The sequence below is a fragment of the Paenibacillus sp. EC2-1 genome, assembly GCF_049311625.1.
GTDB lineage: Bacteria > Bacillota > Bacilli > Paenibacillales > Paenibacillaceae > Paenibacillus_AQ.
In genome coordinates this window covers 1,805,224-1,825,729 of the sequence record NZ_CP186006.1, presented here as the reverse complement: position 1 = coordinate 1,825,729, position 20,506 = coordinate 1,805,224, and the positions used below count along the sequence as shown (strand labels likewise).

The following is a 20,506-nucleotide window of genomic DNA, read 5'->3' as shown; positions in this document are numbered from 1 at the left end:
AAAATATAACTATTATCATTGTGCCAGAAGGAGGCAGATAATATGTGCGGCCGATTCACACTAACTGTAACTTGGGAAGAATTATTGAAGCGATTCTTGATCGATCCTGACGCTACCGATCCTTTCCACGCGCCCCGCTATAATATTGCACCTACCCAGATGGTTGCCGCTGTCATTCACGACGGAGTTCGCCGACGAATCGGGCAGCTTCGTTGGGGTCTTGTCCCCTCCTGGGCTCGCGATACCACAGGTAGTGCTAAGATGATCAACGCTCGTAGCGAGACCCTTGAAGAGAAGCCCGCTTATAAGACCCCCTTCCTGCGAAAAAGATGCCTCATCCCGGCTGATGGTTTCTACGAATGGCAGCGCACTGAAGGTACTAAAAAGCCTCACCGAATTGGGATGAAAGATGGTAGTATTTTCAGCATGGCTGGCTTATATGACATATGGACCGCACCGGATGGGAGCAAGCTAAGTACCTGCACAGTCATCACCACTCAGCCTAATCCACTGATGCAAGATATTCATGACCGCATGCCAGTCATTCTCAGACCAGAGGATGAGTCACTATGGATCAGCCGCAGCACAAGTCGTGATGAGCTTAAACGACTACTCGAACCCTACCCTGCAACCGAGATGAGAGCTACCCTCGTCGGGACAACTGTCAATTCAGTCAAGAACGAAACCCCTGAATGCATTCAACCTATTAGCAGCTAAATCACATACTCCACCATTTGAAAGAGCCCCTGCAAAGTTTGCAGAGGCTCTTCTCTATTTACTTGGCCCTCACCACTGGGTTTAGCGAAACATCCCCCATAGTTTAATGAGATGAAATGTGTTGCTCGGATCAATTCGCTGGGCAAGGACAAACTGAACAATCTGCTGTTCCTGTGCAGGAGTGAGCTTTTCATTCAGAAGACTTGTGCATGTCCGTACTAATTGCTGAACCTTTGCGCTATTCTGAAGATCAATCTTAGACAGACCTTGAACCACAGCCTTCACCCTGTCCTTGACGGCAGGATTCTTCAGCTTCTGCTTAATTCGTTCCACAAGTTGTGGACTGATTCCGTATTGTTGATAACTCAAAACGTTCGGCACCTCCCGTTATAACGATGTCATTGTTTCAGTATATGACGAGGGCCCGTCCATTGTGCTATCTGATTCAATTAATCGATAAGATCACCTTGGAAAATTTGTTCCTTCTGCAAATAGGCTCTTAAAGGAGCATAAGTCGGTGAAGTCCAGAATGACGCATCGCTAACGAGTTTGGCAGCATCTCCTCTTGCCTGCTCCACCACTTCAAAATCCGCAACCATATCCGCTAGTCGGAACTCAGGAACACCGCTCTGCTTCGTTCCGAAGAAGTCACCTGGTCCCCGCAGATCCAGATCTCGACGTGCAACCTCGAAGCCATCCTCGGTTTCGGTCATAACCTGCATTCGCTCTTGTCCTACCTCCGATTTGGGATCCGCTACAAGGATACAGTAAGAAGCATGAGCCCCTCGTCCCACTCGGCCACGAAGCTGATGAAGCTGCGACAGACCGAAACGATCAGCATCCATAATAATCATCAAGGTTGCATTCGGAACGTCCACACCAACCTCGACTACCGTAGTCGAGATGAGCAATTGCAGCTCGTTACTGTAAAACCCACGCATCACTTCATCTTTTTCCCCTGGTGTCATTCGACCATGAAGCAGTCCAACCCGATACTTCGGAAAAGCTTGCTGCATTTGAACATGCAGATCAATCGCATTCTGTACATCCAGCTTGTCTGATTCTTCAATAAGCGGACAGATCAGATAAGCCTGACGCCCCTGCTCAATCTCTCTTGCGATAAAGCCAAGAACACGCTCCATCAGATCATGCTTGACCCAATACGTCGTAATTGGAATACGACCCTTCGGTCTTTCCGACAAGGTCGAGACATCCATATCACCAAACGCAGTGATCGCCATCGTCCGAGGAATCGGCGTCGCCGTCATCGTAAGCACGTCAGGGTTATAGCCCTTCCTGCGAAGAACACTTCGCTGGTTCACACCGAAACGGTGCTGCTCATCCGTTACAACCAGGCCAAGCTGGCGGAAATAGACATCCTCTTGGATCAAAGCATGCGTACCCACTACGATGTCGATCAGTCCCATTTGCAGCGAAGCAAGCAGATCCTTACGCTTCTTACCTGTTACACTCCCCGTTAAGAGCCCTACCGTTACGCCAAACGGCTCAAACAGCTTTTGTAAGGAACGCATATGCTGCTCTGCCAAAATCTCTGTAGGAACCATCAGAGCGCCTTGAAAACCCGATCGAACCGTTGCATATAAGGCGATCGCAGCCACAACGGTCTTCCCGGAACCAACATCCCCTTGGAGCAGACGATTCATACAGTACGGTGAACGCATATCATGCAGAATTTCAAGCTCTACCCGTTTCTGCGCATCTGTTAGCTCAAACGGAAGGCTCCGCACAAATGTCCGAATCGTTGTATTATCCACTGTATGTACAACCCCATCCATCCGGTCGCGATTCAGCGCCCTGAAAGCTTGCATTTTCAGCTGGAACATAAACAGCTCTTCATAAACCATCCGACGCCGACCTTCCTGACCTTCCTTAGAGTCCACAGGCTGATGAATCGTTACGATCGCCTGCTTCCGCGGCATCAGATTATACTTCTGCAGCAGGGCTGGCGGAAGAATCTCCGGAATCATATCACCGTATTGCTGCAGGGCTTGTACCATCGTCTTACGTATCCAAGATTGTGTAATCTTCCCGCCAACTGAGTACACAGGCTGAAGCGTGCCACTTCGAAAAGCCCCTTTATCCGGGAACTCCGATTCCATCGTTGTCAATTGCATACGCCGTTGATCCCATTTGCCCGTCAGCACAATTTCTCGTCCTGGGGTCAACTGATCCTTTAGAAAATGGCGGTTAAACCATGTTGCCGTAAACATCCAATTCTCAGCTAACATTTTGCAGGATAGACGAGACTTCTTACCATATCTCTGCAATACAGGAATACCTGCAATTTTAGCCTGTATCGTAATTTTGTCTCCATCCTTTACCTCGCTAAGCGAGCGAAGGCGGTAATCTTCATACCGGAACGGATAATACTCCAATAAGTCTTTAACCGTAGAGACGCCAAAGGCGTGAAGCTCTCCTTCTTTCAGAGCGCTCACGCCGTTGATCTGCCGTACGGATATTTGATCTAGATCGAGATTCATTATTCTCCCCCAATCAAGCGGGCCAGATATACGCGGCAATGGTGCCCGGTCCCACATGGGTACCAATGACGGCGCCAATGTCAGACAGAACCGTTTCTTTCACCGTAAACACGGTAGACAGTTGCGCTAGAAAGTCCTCAACTGAAGCTGGATCTGCCGTATGACCCACCGCTACATTAATATTCGTAACACCTGCCAGATCCTTTTGGAACAGCTCAATCATTCTGGCAGTTGCTTTTTTGCGGCCTCTTACTTTTTCAACTGGATAAATAATACCTTCATCATCAATGGATAGGATCGGTTTAATGTTTAACAGCGTACCAAGTACGGCAGATGCCTTACCGATACGTCCACCCTTCTGTAGATATTCTAGTGTATCTACCAGAAAATATAGACGACGTTTGCTCCGAAGTTCTTCTGTGGAAGAGATAATCTCATCCACAGTTGATCCTTCTGCAGCTAGCTTAGCTGCATGAACAGCAAACAGTCCAAAACCGTAAGATGCTGACTTTGAGTCCCACACCGTAATATCAGGTTCTCCCTCTATCAGCGAGGTTGCAAGTAATGCCGACTGATACGTTCCACTCATACCGGAAGATAGGTGCATCGACAGAATAGAACAGCCTGGATACTCCTTTAGAATCGATTCATAGACTTCTACAAAGTCCGCCGGAGAGGGCTGAGAAGTAGTTGGCAGTTGTGGCGATTCTACAAGCTGCTTATAGAACTCGCTAGCCGTAATTTCGACTCCGTCTAAATACGTATTACTGCCAAACATAAGACGCAACGGAACGATTCGTATGTCATACTTCTTCACCAGGTCTGCCGGAATATCCGCTGTGCTGTCAGTGACAATAACGGTTTTCTTCACCGGGAACCCCTCCTAAAAATAAACAGCATTTACGATATCATACGATTAAATATCGTAATTAGACTTCAACAGAGAACAGATAGGCATATATTGGTTGTCCGCCGTAATGCACTTCCACTTCTGCGTTCGGATAGTTATCCTCTAACCATGCAGTCAGACCCTCTGTAATTTCCTCAGTCGCATCTTCCCCTGTGAGAAGCGTGATGATTTCATCACCAGAGGTAAGCATTTTACCGAGCAGTTCCTGACAAGCAGTCAATAAGTCTGGTGCGGCGGCAACGATCTTCGAATTCTGAATACCAATAAATTCACCAGCTTTGATATGAAGTTCATCAATCGTTGTGTCCCTTACTGCGTAAGTAACTTGCCCAGACTGCACCCGAGAAACAGCTTCAATCATATTCTCCGTGTTCGTCTCAACACTCTCGTCCTCTTGGAACTCAAATGCTGCCGCAATTCCCTGTGGTATAGTCTTACTCGGAATTACAGTTACGTTCCGTTCACCTTCCAATAGCTCTCGTGCCTGTTGAGCAGCAAGAACAATGTTAGAGTTGTTCGGCAGAATATAAATCTGCTGAGCAGAAATGGAAGATATGGCGTTTACAAAGTCTTCAGTACTTGGGTTCATGGTCTGACCACCGGCCAGTACAACATCCACACCAAGGCTCTTGAATATACTGGAGATTCCTTCACCTGACGATACCGCAATAAATCCATAAGGAGCTAGCTCATCAGCAGGAGGAACTGCAGGTGCTTCAGGTGTCTTGGACTCAGCAGGAATATCTGCAAACAACTCAGGCATCGGTGCAATATCCATACCCGTCGATAACAGATCGCGATGCTGCTCACGCATATTCAAAATATGAATTTGAGTAATTTCACCATACAATAGTGCCAAATTAAGTACTTCACCTGGAGCCTTAGAATGCACATGCACTTTGATTGTGTCATCATCTGCAATAACAATAATAGAATCACCATTTACAGCAAGCGCTTTTCTAAATTTATCTTCATCGAACGTTGCAGACGAAGTGTTGCCCAGCTGTCGGTTGATAAAAAATTCCATATCATATAGGAATTCGATTTCTTCGGTAGATAGTTGAGACTGTGCTGATGCAGGAACCTGCACAGTGGCCAAATCTGGATGGGTAACAATTCCCTCAGGTAGGTCACGCGATACAGTATGTCCTACAGACGTCGTAACCACTTCTGCAGAAGGAGCACCATTTTTCAGCGATCTTAAAAAACCTTCATAAATGTAAACGAGGCCTTGTCCTCCGGAATCTACAACACCAACCTGCTTCAAAACCGGCAACATATCCGGGGTTTGGGACAGCGTCTCCTTGGCTTTCGCTAGCACCTGCTCCATTAATTCCACAACATCACTACTTCTGCGTGAAAAATAAACAGCATGCTTAGCAGCTTCCTTAGCTACCGTAAGGATTGTACCCTCAACCGGTTTAACAACCGCTTTATAAGCAGCATCTACACCTGTTTGCAGCGCAGCTGCAAATTGGGTGGAGTTCAGCTCTGTGTATGATGCAGCATAGCGGCTAAAGCCGCGGAACAGCTGGGACAGAATTACTCCGGAGTTACCCCGAGCTCCCATCAGAAGTCCCTTAGACAACACACCAGCACTGTGTCCGATCGATTCCGAATACTTGCTTTTCAGTTCTGCTACACCAGCAGTCATCGTCAAATTCATATTCGTTCCCGTGTCGCCATCCGGCACCGGGAAAACATTTAGGGAATTGACGTGTTCTGCATGCAGCTGCAGTTGTTCCGCTCCGGCTAGTACCATCGCGGTAAATTCTGTTCCATTCAAAGAACGCTTACTCAATGAGAATTCCCCTTCCTGGCTTGATACAAAAAAACGCTTCAATTATATTTTTTAATTCGATTCAGAGCTTTGAGCCGATAATCGCCCAACAAAGAATAGACATCTATGATTAAATAAATTAGTCACAACGCTGGTCATGGGCTAGCCTCTCGTCTCCAAGTCTTCGGTACTGCTCTCCACTTAGAAAGGACAAACCGACAAGTCCATCACATTTCTTAGGAAATATTATAGACTAAATAACATTGTACTATAAGAAGAAAGAGAAATAAATGTTTTTAGGATAGTTGACGCAGCATTTTTTACTGTGATATGATATTTAGGTATTGTTTTATGCAGGGTTATGAAACAAGGAGGTGTAATCTATGTCTCGCAAATGTTATGTAACAGGTAAGAAACCAGGCACTGGTAACCACGTTTCTCATGCCAACAACCACAACAAACGTTCTTGGGGCGTAAACGTTCAGAAAGTTCGTATTCTGGTAGACGGCAAGCCAAAACGTGTATACGTTAGCACTCGTGCTTTGAAGTCCGGTAAAGTGACTCGCGTATAATGAATCAACACCCATACAAGTAGAAACGAATGCGTCGTCCATTGAACAGGACGATCGCGTTTCTGCAAGAAATATAAGCGAGTATAATGAATTGTTATACCTTCTTATGTTGAAGAAAAACTTCTCAATCTCCAGCTTTTTAAAGGGCTGCCCGGGACCAGGAAGTTTTTCTTGCGTTTAGCTACATATGACTAAACAAAAAGCACCCTGAACGCAGCAGGTGCTTTTTTTAATGCCTCTTTCCCGGTTTAGCTACCGCAAGCCCGTCCCGGGCGGAGGTTTTGTTATGCCGGGACAAGCTGTCAGCTTTTGTGAAACGTGTTCAAAATGGCCTTCACAAAACCTCCCAAAAACTTCGGCAGCCTGAACGTATAGAATTTCATGTCTCACCCTCCCCATCATTCTCATGCCTTCTAGCTTATTTTATGCACCAAGCCCATCGAGGTTAACACGACAAAAAAGGCTACATGAGAACCTAGCTCATGTAACCATATTTATGCGGCGGATCGCCGCCCTATGCATGTCACTCTCAGACTTACAGCTCAGACCTGCGTGCTCGCCCGAATCTCTGTAATAGCAGCCGCTCGATCTGGCTTGCCGTACACAGCGCTTCCAGCTACTAGAACGTCAGCGCCTGCCTTTACAACTAGCGGAGCCGTCTCAGCCGTAATGCCGCCATCCACTTCAAGATATATATTCGGATTTGGTCCACTTGCAATCCACTTACGTATTTGCTCAATTTTTTGTACCGTACGCTCAATGAACGCTTGTCCGCCAAATCCAGGGTTAACCGTCATGACGAGAACCAGGTCCAGATCAGGAAGTACCTCCTGCAAGACATGTGCAGGGGTTCCAGGATTAATAGCAACCCCCGCCTTAACACCATGTTCTTTAATCATATGGATGACACGGTGGAGGTGTGGGCAGGTCTCAGCATGAACGGTAATATAATCCGCGCCAGCTTTTGAAAAATCAGCAATGTAACGCTCCGGCTCTTCGATCATCAGATGAACATCAAGCGGTAACGTCGTATGAGGTCTGATCGCCTGTACAATCGCAGGTCCAAGCGTAATATTAGGCACAAAGTGTCCATCCATTACATCCACATGGATCCAGTCAGCTCCTCCTGCCTGCACATTTGCAACTTCATCACCAAGCTTTGCAAAATCTGCCGAAAGTATCGATGGTGCTATTTTAATCATATGTCAGTACCTCCGCTTCTTATCTTTCATTTCAGTAAGAAATTCAACATAGTGTTCATAACGACTAGATACGATAAGTCCTTCATCCTTAGCCTCAATCACACGGCAGCCAGGTTCGTGCGTATGGCTACAACCTCTGAACCTGCAATTCTCGGCGAATGGAATGAACTCCCTAAAGCTGCTCGACAATTCCTCCACACCTAGTTCTTGAAAGTCCAGCTGGCTGAAGCCGGGTGTATCAACAACAAAACCTCCGTTATCCAGTTCGATCAACTCAACGTGTCTAGTCGTATGACGACCACGTCCCAATCGCTGACTGATCTCACTTGTCTCTAGAGACAAGCCTGGCATTAAAGCATTCAGAAGTGATGACTTACCTACACCCGATTGGCCAGAAAACACACTAATTTGACCCGCGAGACGTTCTTTGACGATCTCCATTCCCAATCCCTCTTGTGAGCTTGTAACGATGACCTCGTAGCCAATAGCTTCATAGAGGCTTCTCGCACGCTCTGCTGAATCATCACCCTCGTCAGCTAGATCTTGCTTCGTGAAGCAGATCAAAGCCTCTAAACCGGCGTGTTCGACGTGTACGAGAAACTTGTCCAACAAGAGCAAGCTCAAGTCCGGTTCTTTTATCGAGAATAAAAGGACGGCAAGATGCACATTCGCAACTGGAGGACGTATCAATTGGGAAGACCGTGGAAGTATTTCCTCCACGGTCCCCTCCCCATTCTCAGTCAAAGTGTATAAGACGCGATCTCCGACAAGCGGAGATACGCCTCTTTTCTTAAATATTCCGCGGGCTCTGCATTGAACCGATGGGTCCTCCCCGGATACAACATTGCCTTCCCGCAATGGTTTGACATAGTAATATCCGCTTAGTGCCTTAACAATCAGTCCCTCAAGCATATGCAGGCCTCACTTTCAATAGTTTGATGTTAGATCTTTTATCTACTCCAGCCTGCGGCTTCAATCTTATCCTCAAGCTCTTTCCAGTGCTTACCTTTTCCTTTACCATTTCCGTTATTGCCCTGATTACTCGAAGCAGAATCATCAGAATGATCGTTCTCCTCAGATTGCCCTTCCGTTTGACCATCGCCTTGGTCCTCTCCTTGCTCCTGTCCTTCATTATGACCTTCCTCGCCACCAGTCTCTGTGGAAGGATCGGTTGTCACAGGAACATCCGGGAGTTGTGGAGGTTCGATCTCAGGAACCGGTACAGTCCCGTTCTTAGCATCAGAGTAAAACACAGAGTATGTCTCAATCGACTTACCATCTCTGTAAATCTGAACAGATCCGTTCTTCTCTGGGGCGAGAAGAAGCTCAACCGGAATGATTTCTGTTGTACTGATTGTACGACTTTCCCCTTCTCGATTGTCTCCTAACGCATCAGAATAAACGATACGAATCTTACTCTTCTCTCCTTCACGGATCGGAGCTACTGGAACTTTAAAAGTATACTTGATAGCCTCAGGTGGATAACCCGAGCTTACCGTTAAGTTCTGCTCCGTTCCTGGTGTTGCAGGGCTATTAGGGTTCCAAGGCCATTGCTTAATAACCTTGCCCTTCTCCACGGTAAAGCTCGGTGCTTCCTCTACCGATCCGACTTCAAGACCGAGCGATTTGATTTTACTCTCCGCTTCGCTACGACTCATATTCGTCAAATCAGGCATCGTTACGGATTCTTTACCTTTACTTATAACCAATTTCACAACCGTGATATCCGGATCAAACTCCTCACCCTCATCTGGTGACTGAGAGATGATTTCCCCAGCTGGCACGCTATCGTTGTGCTCTTCAGTCGTATTAATCCTGTTATCGTCGACTTTCTGAACTTCCAATAATTGGAGCGCTTCATCAAGCTTTTTACCTACAACTTTAGGCATCTTACTTAAAGGCTTGGGTCCTGCAACCGATAGTTGAATGACAGAACCTTCCTTGACGATCGTTCCTTCTTTCCTGCTCTGATCATATACCGTGCCTTCATTGAAACCCTGCTTGTAGTTTCTAATGACTTCACCATCAACAACCAGACCCGCTTCTTCGAGTGTACTTATAGCGACTTCCTCTGTCATATTCACCACTTTAGGAACCGTTACATCATCCACTACAAATAAATTATTCACATAAATAACTACACCTGCAAGGATACCCAGAAACAAAAGGACTAAACCAACAATCAAAGCTGGCTTTTTCCATTTTTTCTTGGAGCCATCCCCCTTAGCAATTTCCTCTTCCTGATCATCCTCTTCTGGATCTTCAGGAGTAGCGTAGGTGTGATCCCCAGATTGCATCGTTTTGATTGCAGGCATCACTCTAGTCTGATCCTCATCTTCTTCAAAATCCAGCTTCTGCTCATTGCGCCGGTTAGGCAGCAAACAAGTTTCGAGATCATGCATCATTTCTTCAGCTGATTGATAACGCTCCTGCGGGTTCTTACGCATCGACTTCAGAATTACATTCTCTACGCTTTGAGGAATAAGCGGGTTCACTTCCCGCGGTTCATCAAATTCCTCTTGGAGATGCTTAAGCGCCACACTGATCGGGCTTTCTCCAAGAAACGGAAGACGCGCCGTAAGCATTTGATACAGCACAATACCAAGAGAATATAAATCTGACTTCTCCCCTGTTGCTACACCTTTGGCATGCTCTGGAGAGAAATAATGAACAGACCCAATAACGGAACCCGTCTGGGTAATCGTTGTAGAGGTTACCGCTCTTGCGATACCGAAATCTGTTACCTTTACCCGGCCATTTCGACCGATTAAAATGTTGTGCGGCTTGATATCACGGTGAATGATTTGATTATGATGGGCATGATCGAGCGCATCACAGATTTGAGTCGCAATTCGCACTGCCTCGTCAACCTGAAGAGGCGCTCGCTCTTTAATGATTTCATTGAGGTTATTTCCCTCGATATATTCCATGACGATATAGTGAATTTCATCCTCTTGTCCAACATCGTAGATGCTAACCACATTTGGATGCGACAATGATGCCGCAGATTGTGCCTCACGCCTAAATCGGCGGATAAATTCCTCGTCGTGCACAAACTGTTGCCGTAGCACTTTGATCGCTACGTTTCGGTTCAGTAAAATATCCTGTGCCTTATAGACCAGCGCCATTCCACCGCCGCCGATACGCTCTATGATCTTGTAACGACCAGCCAATTCATGTCCGATCATGAATTCCACCCCTTTTTACTTTGCCCAGCAGCTTCTTCTTGATGTTCTAACAGGGCGACAGTGATGTTGTCGTCGCCTCCGGCGAGAAGTGCTAGTTGAAGCAGGCGGTCCGCTTTTTCCTGTAGAGGAATATCGAGTGAGCCGACAATTTGTCCTATCCGATCTCTTTTGACCAGATTACTTAGCCCGTCGCTGCATAGTAACAACGCCTCTCCCGCTTCAATGGTTACCGCACTCATTTCAACAGATACATCGATATCTGTACCAAGAGCACGAATAAGTACATTTTTACGCGGATGAGACTCTAACTCCTCCTCAGTAATTTGACCGCTTTTGAACAATTCATTGACCAATGTGTGATCATCTGTCAGCCGGCTTACTTGACCTGCTGATACTTTATAGGCACGGCTATCGCCAATATGCCCAATACAGCCTTCATGACCACGGAGTAGCACTGCTACAATGGTCGTACCCATATTATGCAGCCGCTCATCGGCGGAGGCCTCCTGGTAAATCACTTCATTGGCATGTAAGATAGCATCACTAAGCGCAGCCTGAATAGCATCCATAGACATATCAGGTTCCAAGGAAGCTAAGTCTTCAGACACGGTCTGAACCGCAAGTCTACTGGCCGTATCACCCGCAAGGTGACCTCCCATTCCGTCGGCAACAATGCCGAGTGTATAACCATGCTCCATTTGACAGATTAAGACAGAGTCCTCATTCACCTGCCGAACCCGTCCGACATGGCTGACATGAACCGTATTGATCAAATTATTCTCACCCCAACTCCATATGCTTGGCACGAAGTTGACCGCAAGCAGCAGCAATATCGTGGCCTTGTTCACGGCGGATCGTTACATTCACGCCTTTTTCCGCCAGCGTACGTTGAAATTTGAAAATGTCGTTACGTGACGTACGGACATATTTCCGTTCCGGTACGTGGTTAACAGGGATCAGGTTTACATAGCAGTTCATATCTTTGATGACGTCTGCAAGCTCTGCTGCATGTTCAGCCTGGTCGTTCACACCGCCAATTAAGGCATACTCGAACGTAATGCGGCGTCCCGTCTTCGCTTGATAATAACGAAGTGCTTCAATAACATCATCAAACGGAAAACGACGGTTTACAGGCATCAGCTTGGACCGAAGTGTGTCGTTAGGTGCATGGATCGAAATCGCCAGGTTAATCTGGGTATTCTCTTCAGCAAACTTATAGATGTTAGGCACGATACCACTTGTCGACACTGTGATATGGCGCTGTCCAATGTTGAGTCCCTTCTCATGAATCATGGTACGAAGGAATTTCATCGTTGCATCGTAGTTCTCAAATGGTTCACCAGAGCCCATAATTACGATGCTGCTGACACGCTCACCTTTTTTATCAAGAATCTTCTGAGCTTGAACGACTTGAGCGACAATCTCACCAGAAGTCAGGTTCCGTTTCAAGCCTCCAAGTGTTGAAGCACAGAACGTACAACCAATACGGCATCCGACCTGAGTCGTCACACAGATACTGTTACCGTAGTTATGCTTCATAATAACTGTCTCAATCGCGTGATCATCATGTAATCCAAACAGAAACTTAACTGTACCATCCTTCGACTCAAACTTGGTAATTTCAGTCAAGGTCACAAAGCTGAACTGATCTTCCAGCTTTTGGCGAATGCCCTTCGGTAGATTCGTCATCTCTTCAAAAGAGTTCACTCGTTTTACGTACAGCCAATCAAATATTTGAGAACCGCGGAATGCGGGTTCTCCGTTCTCTTGAGCCCAAGCCTGAAGCTCTTCTAGCGAATAGTCGTATATAAAAGGGTTCATTTCACCACACCTGTCTTTTTCATTCATATGCATCTCTTTTCTCATTCTTCCTATTCTAACATAAATAAAAGAGACGGTAAAAGAGAAAACCCGCCGGCACGGCGGGCCATTTCTATTGTCTTACAAGCATTCGCCTCTTATGAGAGCCGACGAAGTCTAATAATGTAAAATCCGTCACTGTGAAAATGTTGGGGAAGGATCTGCACGCCTCCACCCTTCGGAAGTGCATTCTTCATAATACGGCTTATGCTGCCGTTCTCATTATCAGCAACTTCAAAATTAGGGTTGTCAGCCAAAAATGCAGCGACTGCACCTTCGTTCTCCCCCGGTTCAATCGTACATGTACTGTATACGAGTACACCGCCTGGACGCACCAGTGTAGACACAGATTGAAGCAACTCACGCTGAAGCGATGCGATCTCTCCAATATCCTCCGGAGTCTTCACCCATTTGAGATCAGGTTTCCGGCGAATCACACCAAGGCCCGAGCACGGTGCATCCAGCAATACCCGATCAAAGGAGGCTGGCTCATATGTCTGAGCAAGATCAAGGGCATTGCCTGTAACTGTCTTAATACGATCCAGTCCAAGCCGTTCTGCCTGTTCTGCAATCAGCTTTTGTTTATGGGCATGCAGGTCATTAGCGATGATCAAGCCATCATCCTTCATCAATTCACCCATGTGAGCTGTCTTTCCGCCTGGGGCAGCGCAGCAGTCTAACACACGCATACCTGGTTCTGGATCAACGACCTCCGCTACAAGCATCGAGCTCTCGTCCTGAATCGAGATCATTCCGTCCTTATACCACTCGGTATGAGCCATATTTCCGCCGCTCTTCACGATAATCCCATAAGGGCTTAGTTCGGATGATACGGCCTCAAACCCACGGCTGTTCATCTCCTCCAGCAGCGCATCGCGGCTGATCATCGTTGTATTCACCCGGATGCTAACAGCAGGGGGCTCATTATTAGCCTTGCAGATCGCCTCGGCAGTATCCTCGCCATATTGTTCAATCCAGCGCTCCACAAGCCATTTCGGATGGGAGTGCCGAAGAGAAATTTGATCTGCTGGTGATAGATTATCGGGAATAACGAGCTCTTCCTTTTGCCGGAGTATACTCCGCAGCACGCCATTGACCATACCAGATATGCCTTGGTGACCACGTCGTTTTGCCAGGTTCACAGCCTCACTAACAACAGCATGATCGGGAATCCGGTCCAAATATACAATCTGGTACAAACTCAGGCGAAGCAGTGCTCTGACCCATGGTTGCAGCTTGGCTGTACCTTTTTTGACAAAACGGTCGAGGAAGTAATCCAGCGTATTCAGCCTGGATATGGTTCCGTATACAAGCTCCGTTGCAAGCCCTGCATCCCCTTTTTCAAGCGAAGCCTTCTGGAGAGCAGTATTTAGGAGCAGATTGCTATAAGCCCCTTCCTGCTCAACCTGTGTCAGAACATTCATGGCGAGTTCCCTTGCTGTCATTGCACGTCCCTTGGGAGCACCGTTTCCACGTCCGCTCACGTCAGCACCGTCCCGCTTGTCATGCTTGTCCCACGGACAAATTGCGAAGCATCCATTGCTTTTTTACCGCTCGGTTGAACCGTTAATAATGTCAGCGAACCGTCACCTGTCTTAACAACAATACCGGTCTCTGTCAGTTCAAGCACGGTTCCTGGATCCGCCTGACTCGAAGATGCGTTTGCGCCATCCACATCTGGAAGAGCAGCCGACCATACTTTAAACACTTCATCGTTCCAGAGTGTAAAGCCACCGGAAAAGGGAACAAGTCCTCGGATCTGATTGTAGATTTCACGCGATGTACGACTCCAATCAATCTTCTCGTCCTCACGCGTCAAGTTCGGAGCATAGGTAGATTCCTCATCGTTCTGAGGCTCAGCCTGTACTTTGCCATTAGTCAATCGGGGAAGCTGTTCTTTTAATAAAGCTGCTCCCGCGATGCTAAGCTTGTCAAACATCGTTCCAGCCGTATCGTCATCCAGAATAGGAACTTCGACACGAGCTATCATGTCGCCGGTATCCAGTCCTTCAGCCATATACATCAGCGTAATGCCAGTGACTTTCTCACCGTTAATAATAGAACGCTGAATCGGAGCTCCTCCCCGATACTTAGGGAGAAGCGATCCATGAACATTAAGACAGCCAAGTGCCGGCATATCGAGCACAGACTTAGGCAAGATTTGCCCATAGGCTGCAGTCACAATCATATCCGGTTTATAATTCGCCAGTTCTGCCACAGCCTCAGGGCTACGCAGCCGCTGTGGTTGTAACACAGGGATTCCGTGACGAAGAGCCGCTTCTTTTACTGGAGTTGGTGTAAGCACCTTCTTACGTCCCTGGGGACGGTCCGGCTGTGTTACGACAGCGGTAATGTTGTAGCCTTCAGCTACAAGCATATCGAGACTTGGCACAGCGAACGCAGGTGTACCCATGAATACAATATTCATCGATTTTCCAGCTCCCTCCGTGGAGGGCGATTCGGATCAAATTCATACACCCGTTCAGCAATATCTGTAAACAATACACCGTTCAGATGATCAATCTCATGCTGGAAAGCACGGGACAGCAGCCCTGTCGCCGTCACAAGCAGTTCGTTCCCCTCGCGATCAAGCCCCTTCACTTTCACTTGTTCCGCGCGGCGCACATCGCCGTTCCATCCAGGGATACTAAGGCAACCTTCGGGTCCGAATTGCTCGCCATCACTCTCTACAATTTCCGGATTTATCATTTTGATTAATCCATGCTCGTCACCTGCGTCAACTACGATAAGACGCTTCAAAATGCCGACTTGAGGTGCGGCCAGACCAACACCATCCGCATCGTACATCGTATCTGCCATATCATCGAGCAGCTTCTGAACATTCGGTGTAATTTTTGTAACTTCCTTTGCTTTCTTGTGTAATACATCATCTGGTTCTTTAACAATAATGCGTATTGCCATTATGACACCTTCCTCACGCTTTTCATTCAATATATGCAGTATTACATTAACATTTGCGGGTCCACGTCAATGCTGATCTGCAAGTTCGTGTCGCGCACTGAATCCTGCAGCTCCTCGGCAACTTGCCGAACAAGCGAGACAGCATCCATCGTTCCACGCCATTTTATCATACATTGGAATCTGTATCTATTTTTTAGCCTTGGAATTGGCGATGCGACAGGCCCTAGAATATCTAAGGCATCTGCGGAAAAACGATCCAAACTGCCGAACCAACCTCTCCGGTCTGCTCTTCCCTTCAAATCTGCAGCATAATTCTCCGCTACCCGGACAAGCAGCGGAAGCTGCTCATGGGATAATGTCACGAGAATGAGTCTGCAGTACGGTGGATAATGCAGTGCCTTACGATGCTTTAGTTCATCTTTGACGAACGTTAAATAATCATGACCACTAGCATGAATAATGGAATAATGCTCCGGTGTATACGATTGAATAACGACCTCTCCCGGTAGCTGGTGTCGACCAGCACGACCAGCTACCTGAGTAAGCAATTGGAATGTCTTTTCCGCTGCTCTAAAATCAGGTAAGTTCAGGGCAGAATCAGCCGTTATCACACCAACAAGTGTTACATCCGGGAAATCCAAACCCTTCGCTACCATCTGGGTGCCGAGGAGCACATCTGCCTTCTTATCTCTGAATAGCTTCAGCAGCTTTTCATGCGAACCCTTTTCTGTTGTCGTGTCCACATCCATCCGGATGACCCGTATCCCTGGGAATAACTTGGCCAGCTCCTCCTCCACTCGCTGCGTACCTGTACCAAAGAACCGAATATGCTCACTTCCGCATTCCGGACACACTTCAGGTGACTTTTCAGCATATCCACAGTAGTGACAACGTAGATTGTTAGACTTTTGATGGTACGTAAGGGAGATATCACATTCTGGACAACCCGCCACATAACCGCAGCTGCGGCACATAACAAATGTAGAGTGTCCACGCCGGTTTAAGAGTAGTACCGTCTGCTCCCCCCGTTCCAAACGAGCTGCGATCGCCTCATGAAGGGGACGGCTAAACATGGAGCGGTTACCATCCTTTAACTCCTCACGCATATCGACAATTTCGACCTCCGGCAGACGATTGCCGAGCGCCCGAGTCGGCATTTCTAATAGCTCAGGTTCAAAGCCCTCCTGGGAATGCGACCTTGCAGCATGATAACTCTCAAGAGACGGAGTCGCTGAGCCCAAGATGACAACAGCCCCCGTTTCAGAAGCACGGCGGACGGCTACATCCCTAGCATGATACTTCGGAGTCTCCTCCTGCTTATAAGAAGTCTCATGCTCCTCATCCATAATAATCAGTCCAAGACGGTCAAAGGGAGCAAACACAGCCGAACGAGCACCGACAACAACCGATGCCCGGCCCTCATGGATCTTTCTCCATTCGTCATAACGTTCACCTGCGGATAGCCGGCTGTGCATTACGGCCACAAGATCACCAAACCGCCCTTTAAACCGCTCCACCATCTGTGGTGTAAGTGAAATCTCAGGCACCAAAACGATAGACTGTCTATCCTGTTCAAGACAACGCTGAATCGTCTGAAGGTAAATCTCTGTCTTTCCGCTCCCGGTGACACCATGCAATAAGAAAACGCCGTGCTGGAACTGATCCAGTTTATGAACAATTCTTCCATATACATGCTGCTGTTCTTGAGTAAGAACAAGCGGCTTCGTAGGTTTGAAATCCCGGCCTTTATATGGATCACGGAATACTTCCATATCCTCTACACGAATATAGCCTTTGTCTGCAAGTGCTTTGACTGTCCCCGCTGTGACTCCAAGCGAGGAGAGCACTTCTTTCATCGCGATCGGAAGAAAAGATTCCATTTCGATAAGATATTCGAGAACTTCTTTTTGACGCTGCGCTTTAGCAGGAAATGATTCTAGCGCTTCCTGTGCCGCCGAAACATCCACGGCCAGTTCCACAGCCTTCATCGTCTTTTTCTGCATTTTGTCCTTGATTTGTTGATGCTCGCGAAGTAGTCCTCTGGATAACATCCTCTTAATACGATCTGCCTCATCCGGAAAAGCACGGTTCACCTGCTCTAGCGTAACTTCCCCGCGCTGCTTCACAAACAAGATAACAGCTTGTTCAATATCATTCTCAGAAGACAAGGAAAACAGGCCGTCTTCCGGCCCGTTATCCTCTTCGGGATTTCCAAGTGTAATGTATCGCTCCGCTTTACCTTTAAGTGCCGTAGGTAGCATAGATTGCAAAACCGTTATCTGACGGCAAGCATAGCGCTCTTTCATCCATTCGCTAAGCTTTATCAACTCAGGTGACAGTGGAGGAGCAAAATCGAGCACTTCTTGAATCGACTTCATTTTGGCATAATCCATTTCAAGGCGAGGGTGAAGAGAAACGACAAACCCCTGGAGTGTCCGGTGACCAAAAGGTACACCCACTCTACTACCAACCTCAATCCAAGGGCGCAATCGCTCAGGAATCAGGTAATCGAACGGCCGGTCGGTATCCTTGGATGGTACGTCCACAATGACTCTGGCCATTTCCATTTAGGATTCCCCCTTTGTCATCCGCTCGGCTGCCAAGGTTAGCAGGCGCCGGGCCACATCCTCCTTGGACATAAGCGGAAGATGAAGAGCAAGCCCTTCCGAATCGAATACACTCACACTGTTCGTATCGGTTCCAAATCCCACACCGGATTTGGTTACATCATTGGCTACGATAAGGTCACAGTTCTTACGACGTAGCTTGTCCATTGCATACTGTTCAACCGAGTCCGTCTCCGCAGCGAAACCAACGAGGAATTGAGACTGTTTGTGTTTGCCTAAGGTTTCAAGAATATCTGTGGTCTTGACCAATTCTAGAAGCATCGTCTCTCCCTGCTTTTTCAGCTTGGAAGAAGCTGCGTTCACGGGTCGATAATCAGCTACTGCAGCTGCTTTAATGATCAGATCGCTGTCATCAAACTTGCGCATCACCGCATCATACATATCTTGAGCTGATTCTACGCGTTCCGCATTCACACCTTCGGGGAGGGGGATATCCGTATGAGCGGCTATGAGGTGAACATCCGCTCCCATCTCCTTCGCCACCTTCGCTATGGCAAATCCCATTTTTCCAGAAGAGTCATTCGTAATGTAACGTACAGGGTCAATCCGCTCAATCGTTCCCCCTGCCGTAACAACCACCTTTTTACCCGTTAAAAGCTCAGGTGACTTTTCATCCATTGTCTCTGCTTGGTCCTTCTCCTGTTGCTCAAAGAACCTTTCCACTACCTCTACGATGGTATCTGGTTCTTCCATCCGTCCCTTGCCAACGTAGCCACAAGCAAGAAGCCCTTCCCCTGGCTCAATCATAGAAACACCACGAAACACAAGCGTTTCCATATTCGCAACCACAGCAGGATGAGTATACATATGAACATTCATTGCTGGCGAGATCATCACAGGTGCTGTCGTGGCAAGCAGCGTTGTTGTAAGCATATCATCTGCAAGACCATGAGCCATCTTGCCAATAACGTTAGCAGTTGCAGGAGCAACCAGCACCAAATCTGCTAGATCAGCCAGATGAATATGAGACACAACAGATGGATCACGTTCATCGAATGTGTCGCTGTAAACCGGGTTTTTAGTAAGCGACTGCAGTGTTAGCTCAGTAATAAATTGCTTAGCCGATTCTGTCATAATCACATGAACATCGGCTCCCTTTTGGACGAGTCTGCTACATAGCATAGCGGCTTTATATGCCGCGATACCGCCTGTGACCCCAAGCACAATAACTTTACCGTTTAACATGACTGCTCCCCCCGCTTTCTGTATTAAAACAATAAAGAAGCAGTGCTTTGGATCGCAAAGCCGCTTCTCTCCTGTACCTGGAAGTATAAATGCAAACTTACTTTCTTATATTTTCAAAAAAATAACAACCTTTCGGTTGTCACATTTTTGTAGTGCATTTATTAAACTGCATAAATCAATTTCATTAGATTCTGTCTATTTCGAAATCTACTCTTCGCCTTTTTGTACAATAAGGTAGCCACCGTAAATTTCCTCAAGAGCAACGCCCACTTGTTTATGGGACTTCGGGTTTTTCAGCTCGGAGATTTCTCCTTCGCGCAGCTGACGTGCACGGCGGGAAGCCGCAACAACGAGCGAATACTTACTGTCTACTTTGTTCATCATTTCATCGATGGATGGATAAAGCATAGTTCAAAGCACCTCATTTTCATATACTAATTATCTTTACACTGTAAACAGAAGTACATTATTTCATAACTTTACAGTGTTCGGCAATAATAATAGATTCTATTCGTTTGCACGCAAGATTGATTTCATCATTGACCACCGCATAGTCATAGTGCCGGATCAATTCCATTTCATCAACTGCTACAGACATCCTATGGTCTATTGTAGCCTGATTTTCCGTGCCTCGTCCTACAATCCGATCCTTCAATTCATCTAGAGACGGCGGAGTAAGGAAAATGAAAACACCATCAGGGAATTTCTCCTTCACTTTCAAGGCGCCCTGTACTTCAATTTCCAGAATGATATCCTTGCCACTCGCGATGGTTTCTTCAACAAAATCACGAGGGGTACCATAATAATTACCGACATACTCCGCATATTCCAGGAGTTCATCATTCTCAATCATGGAAAGGAAATGTTCCCGTTCCTTGAAGAAATAGTTCACACCATCTACTTCACCCATACGTGGTTTTCTCGTCGTTGCAGACACCGAATACACGAGATCTGGAATACGAGGTCGAAGTGCACTACATACCGTTCCTTTTCCTACACCGGATGGACCGGACAATACAATTAATAATCCCTTTGTAGACAT

Annotated in this window: 19 protein-coding genes; 2 read left to right on the top strand and 17 right to left on the bottom strand. The window is 47.0% G+C overall.

Annotation, left to right across the window (positions count from 1 at the left end; all coding sequences use genetic code 11):
* The first annotated feature begins 42 nt into the window (after nt 1–42).
* Complete coding sequence (locus ACK8P5_RS08470; protein ID WP_422660501.1) at nt 43–717, top strand: SOS response-associated peptidase; 675 nt, start codon at nt 43–45, stop codon at nt 715–717.
* 81 nt (nt 718–798) lie between these two features.
* On the opposite strand, the gene ACK8P5_RS08465 is transcribed toward ACK8P5_RS08470, so the two are convergent.
* From ACK8P5_RS08465 to ACK8P5_RS08450, 4 genes are all read right to left on the bottom strand, one after another.
* On the bottom strand, nt 799–1,086 hold the full coding sequence (locus ACK8P5_RS08465; RefSeq protein ID WP_422660500.1) for a stage VI sporulation protein F: 288 nt from the start codon (nt 1,084–1,086) through the stop codon (nt 799–801).
* Between the two features lie 80 nt (nt 1,087–1,166).
* Nucleotides 1,167–3,218 carry an ATP-dependent DNA helicase RecG gene (recG, locus tag ACK8P5_RS08460; protein WP_422660499.1) on the bottom strand — a complete coding sequence of 684 codons (2,052 nt, stop codon included), beginning with the start codon at nt 3,216–3,218 and terminating at the stop codon, nt 1,167–1,169.
* A 13-nt stretch (nt 3,219–3,231) separates the two neighbouring features.
* On the bottom strand, nt 3,232–4,089 hold the full coding sequence (locus ACK8P5_RS08455; RefSeq protein WP_422660498.1) for a DegV family protein: 858 nt from the start codon (nt 4,087–4,089) through the stop codon (nt 3,232–3,234).
* A 58-nt stretch (nt 4,090–4,147) separates the two neighbouring features.
* Entirely contained in the window at nt 4,148–5,929 is a 1,782-nt protein-coding gene (locus ACK8P5_RS08450) for a DAK2 domain-containing protein (RefSeq protein WP_422660497.1), read from the bottom strand.
* A gap of 362 nt (nt 5,930–6,291) precedes the next feature.
* Between ACK8P5_RS08450 and rpmB the strand changes: the two genes are divergently transcribed.
* The gene (gene rpmB, locus ACK8P5_RS08445; RefSeq protein ID WP_054957233.1) at nt 6,292–6,480 is read left to right on the top strand and encodes a 50S ribosomal protein L28; all 189 of its coding nucleotides are present in this window, start codon (nt 6,292–6,294) and stop codon (nt 6,478–6,480) included.
* Nucleotides 6,481–6,782: 302 nt separating this feature from the next.
* On the opposite strand, the gene spoVM is transcribed toward rpmB, so the two are convergent.
* The 13 genes from spoVM to gmk all read right to left on the bottom strand — a co-directional run bounded on the left by spoVM (nt 6,783) and on the right by gmk (nt 20,506).
* Nucleotides 6,783–6,863, bottom strand: coding sequence for a stage V sporulation protein SpoVM (gene spoVM, locus ACK8P5_RS08440; protein ID WP_422661416.1), 81 nt, complete (start codon nt 6,861–6,863; stop codon nt 6,783–6,785).
* Nucleotides 6,864–7,022: 159 nt separating this feature from the next.
* Entirely contained in the window at nt 7,023–7,682 is a 660-nt protein-coding gene (gene rpe, locus ACK8P5_RS08435) for a ribulose-phosphate 3-epimerase (protein WP_422660496.1), read from the bottom strand.
* A 3-nt stretch (nt 7,683–7,685) separates the two neighbouring features.
* Entirely contained in the window at nt 7,686–8,594 is a 909-nt protein-coding gene (rsgA, locus tag ACK8P5_RS08430) for a ribosome small subunit-dependent GTPase A (protein ID WP_422660495.1), read from the bottom strand.
* Nucleotides 8,595–8,632: 38 nt separating this feature from the next.
* On the bottom strand, nt 8,633–10,870 hold the full coding sequence (pknB, locus tag ACK8P5_RS08425; RefSeq protein WP_422660494.1) for a Stk1 family PASTA domain-containing Ser/Thr kinase: 2,238 nt from the start codon (nt 10,868–10,870) through the stop codon (nt 8,633–8,635).
* Nucleotides 10,867–11,643 (bottom strand): Stp1/IreP family PP2C-type Ser/Thr phosphatase, encoded by a 777-nt coding sequence (locus tag ACK8P5_RS08420; protein WP_422661415.1) that lies wholly within the window; start codon nt 11,641–11,643, stop codon nt 10,867–10,869. The genes pknB and ACK8P5_RS08420 overlap by 4 nt, the downstream gene beginning before the upstream one ends.
* Nucleotides 11,644–11,650: 7 nt before the next feature.
* Complete coding sequence (rlmN, locus tag ACK8P5_RS08415) at nt 11,651–12,691, bottom strand: 23S rRNA (adenine(2503)-C(2))-methyltransferase RlmN (RefSeq protein ID WP_422660493.1); 1,041 nt, start codon at nt 12,689–12,691, stop codon at nt 11,651–11,653.
* Between the two features lie 137 nt (nt 12,692–12,828).
* Nucleotides 12,829–14,175 carry a 16S rRNA (cytosine(967)-C(5))-methyltransferase RsmB gene (rsmB, locus tag ACK8P5_RS08410; protein ID WP_422661414.1) on the bottom strand — a complete coding sequence of 449 codons (1,347 nt, stop codon included), beginning with the start codon at nt 14,173–14,175 and terminating at the stop codon, nt 12,829–12,831.
* 35 nt (nt 14,176–14,210) lie between these two features.
* Entirely contained in the window at nt 14,211–15,158 is a 948-nt protein-coding gene (fmt, locus tag ACK8P5_RS08405; protein WP_422660492.1) for a methionyl-tRNA formyltransferase, read from the bottom strand.
* Nucleotides 15,155–15,652, bottom strand: coding sequence for a peptide deformylase (gene def / locus ACK8P5_RS08400; protein ID WP_422660491.1), 498 nt, complete (start codon nt 15,650–15,652; stop codon nt 15,155–15,157). The genes fmt and def overlap by 4 nt, the downstream gene beginning before the upstream one ends.
* A 41-nt stretch (nt 15,653–15,693) precedes the next feature.
* Nucleotides 15,694–18,219, bottom strand: a complete 2,526-nt coding sequence (priA, locus tag ACK8P5_RS08395; protein ID WP_422660490.1) for a primosomal protein N' — start codon at nt 18,217–18,219, stop codon at nt 15,694–15,696.
* Entirely contained in the window at nt 18,220–19,464 is a 1,245-nt protein-coding gene (gene coaBC / locus ACK8P5_RS08390; protein WP_422660489.1) for a bifunctional phosphopantothenoylcysteine decarboxylase/phosphopantothenate--cysteine ligase CoaBC, read from the bottom strand.
* Nucleotides 19,465–19,671: 207 nt separating this feature from the next.
* A complete protein-coding gene (gene rpoZ / locus ACK8P5_RS08385) occupies nt 19,672–19,872 on the bottom strand; it encodes a DNA-directed RNA polymerase subunit omega (protein WP_422660488.1) in 201 nt (66 codons plus the stop codon).
* A gap of 58 nt (nt 19,873–19,930) precedes the next feature.
* Nucleotides 19,931–20,506, bottom strand: coding sequence for a guanylate kinase (gene gmk, locus ACK8P5_RS08380; RefSeq protein WP_422660487.1), 576 nt, complete (start codon nt 20,504–20,506; stop codon nt 19,931–19,933).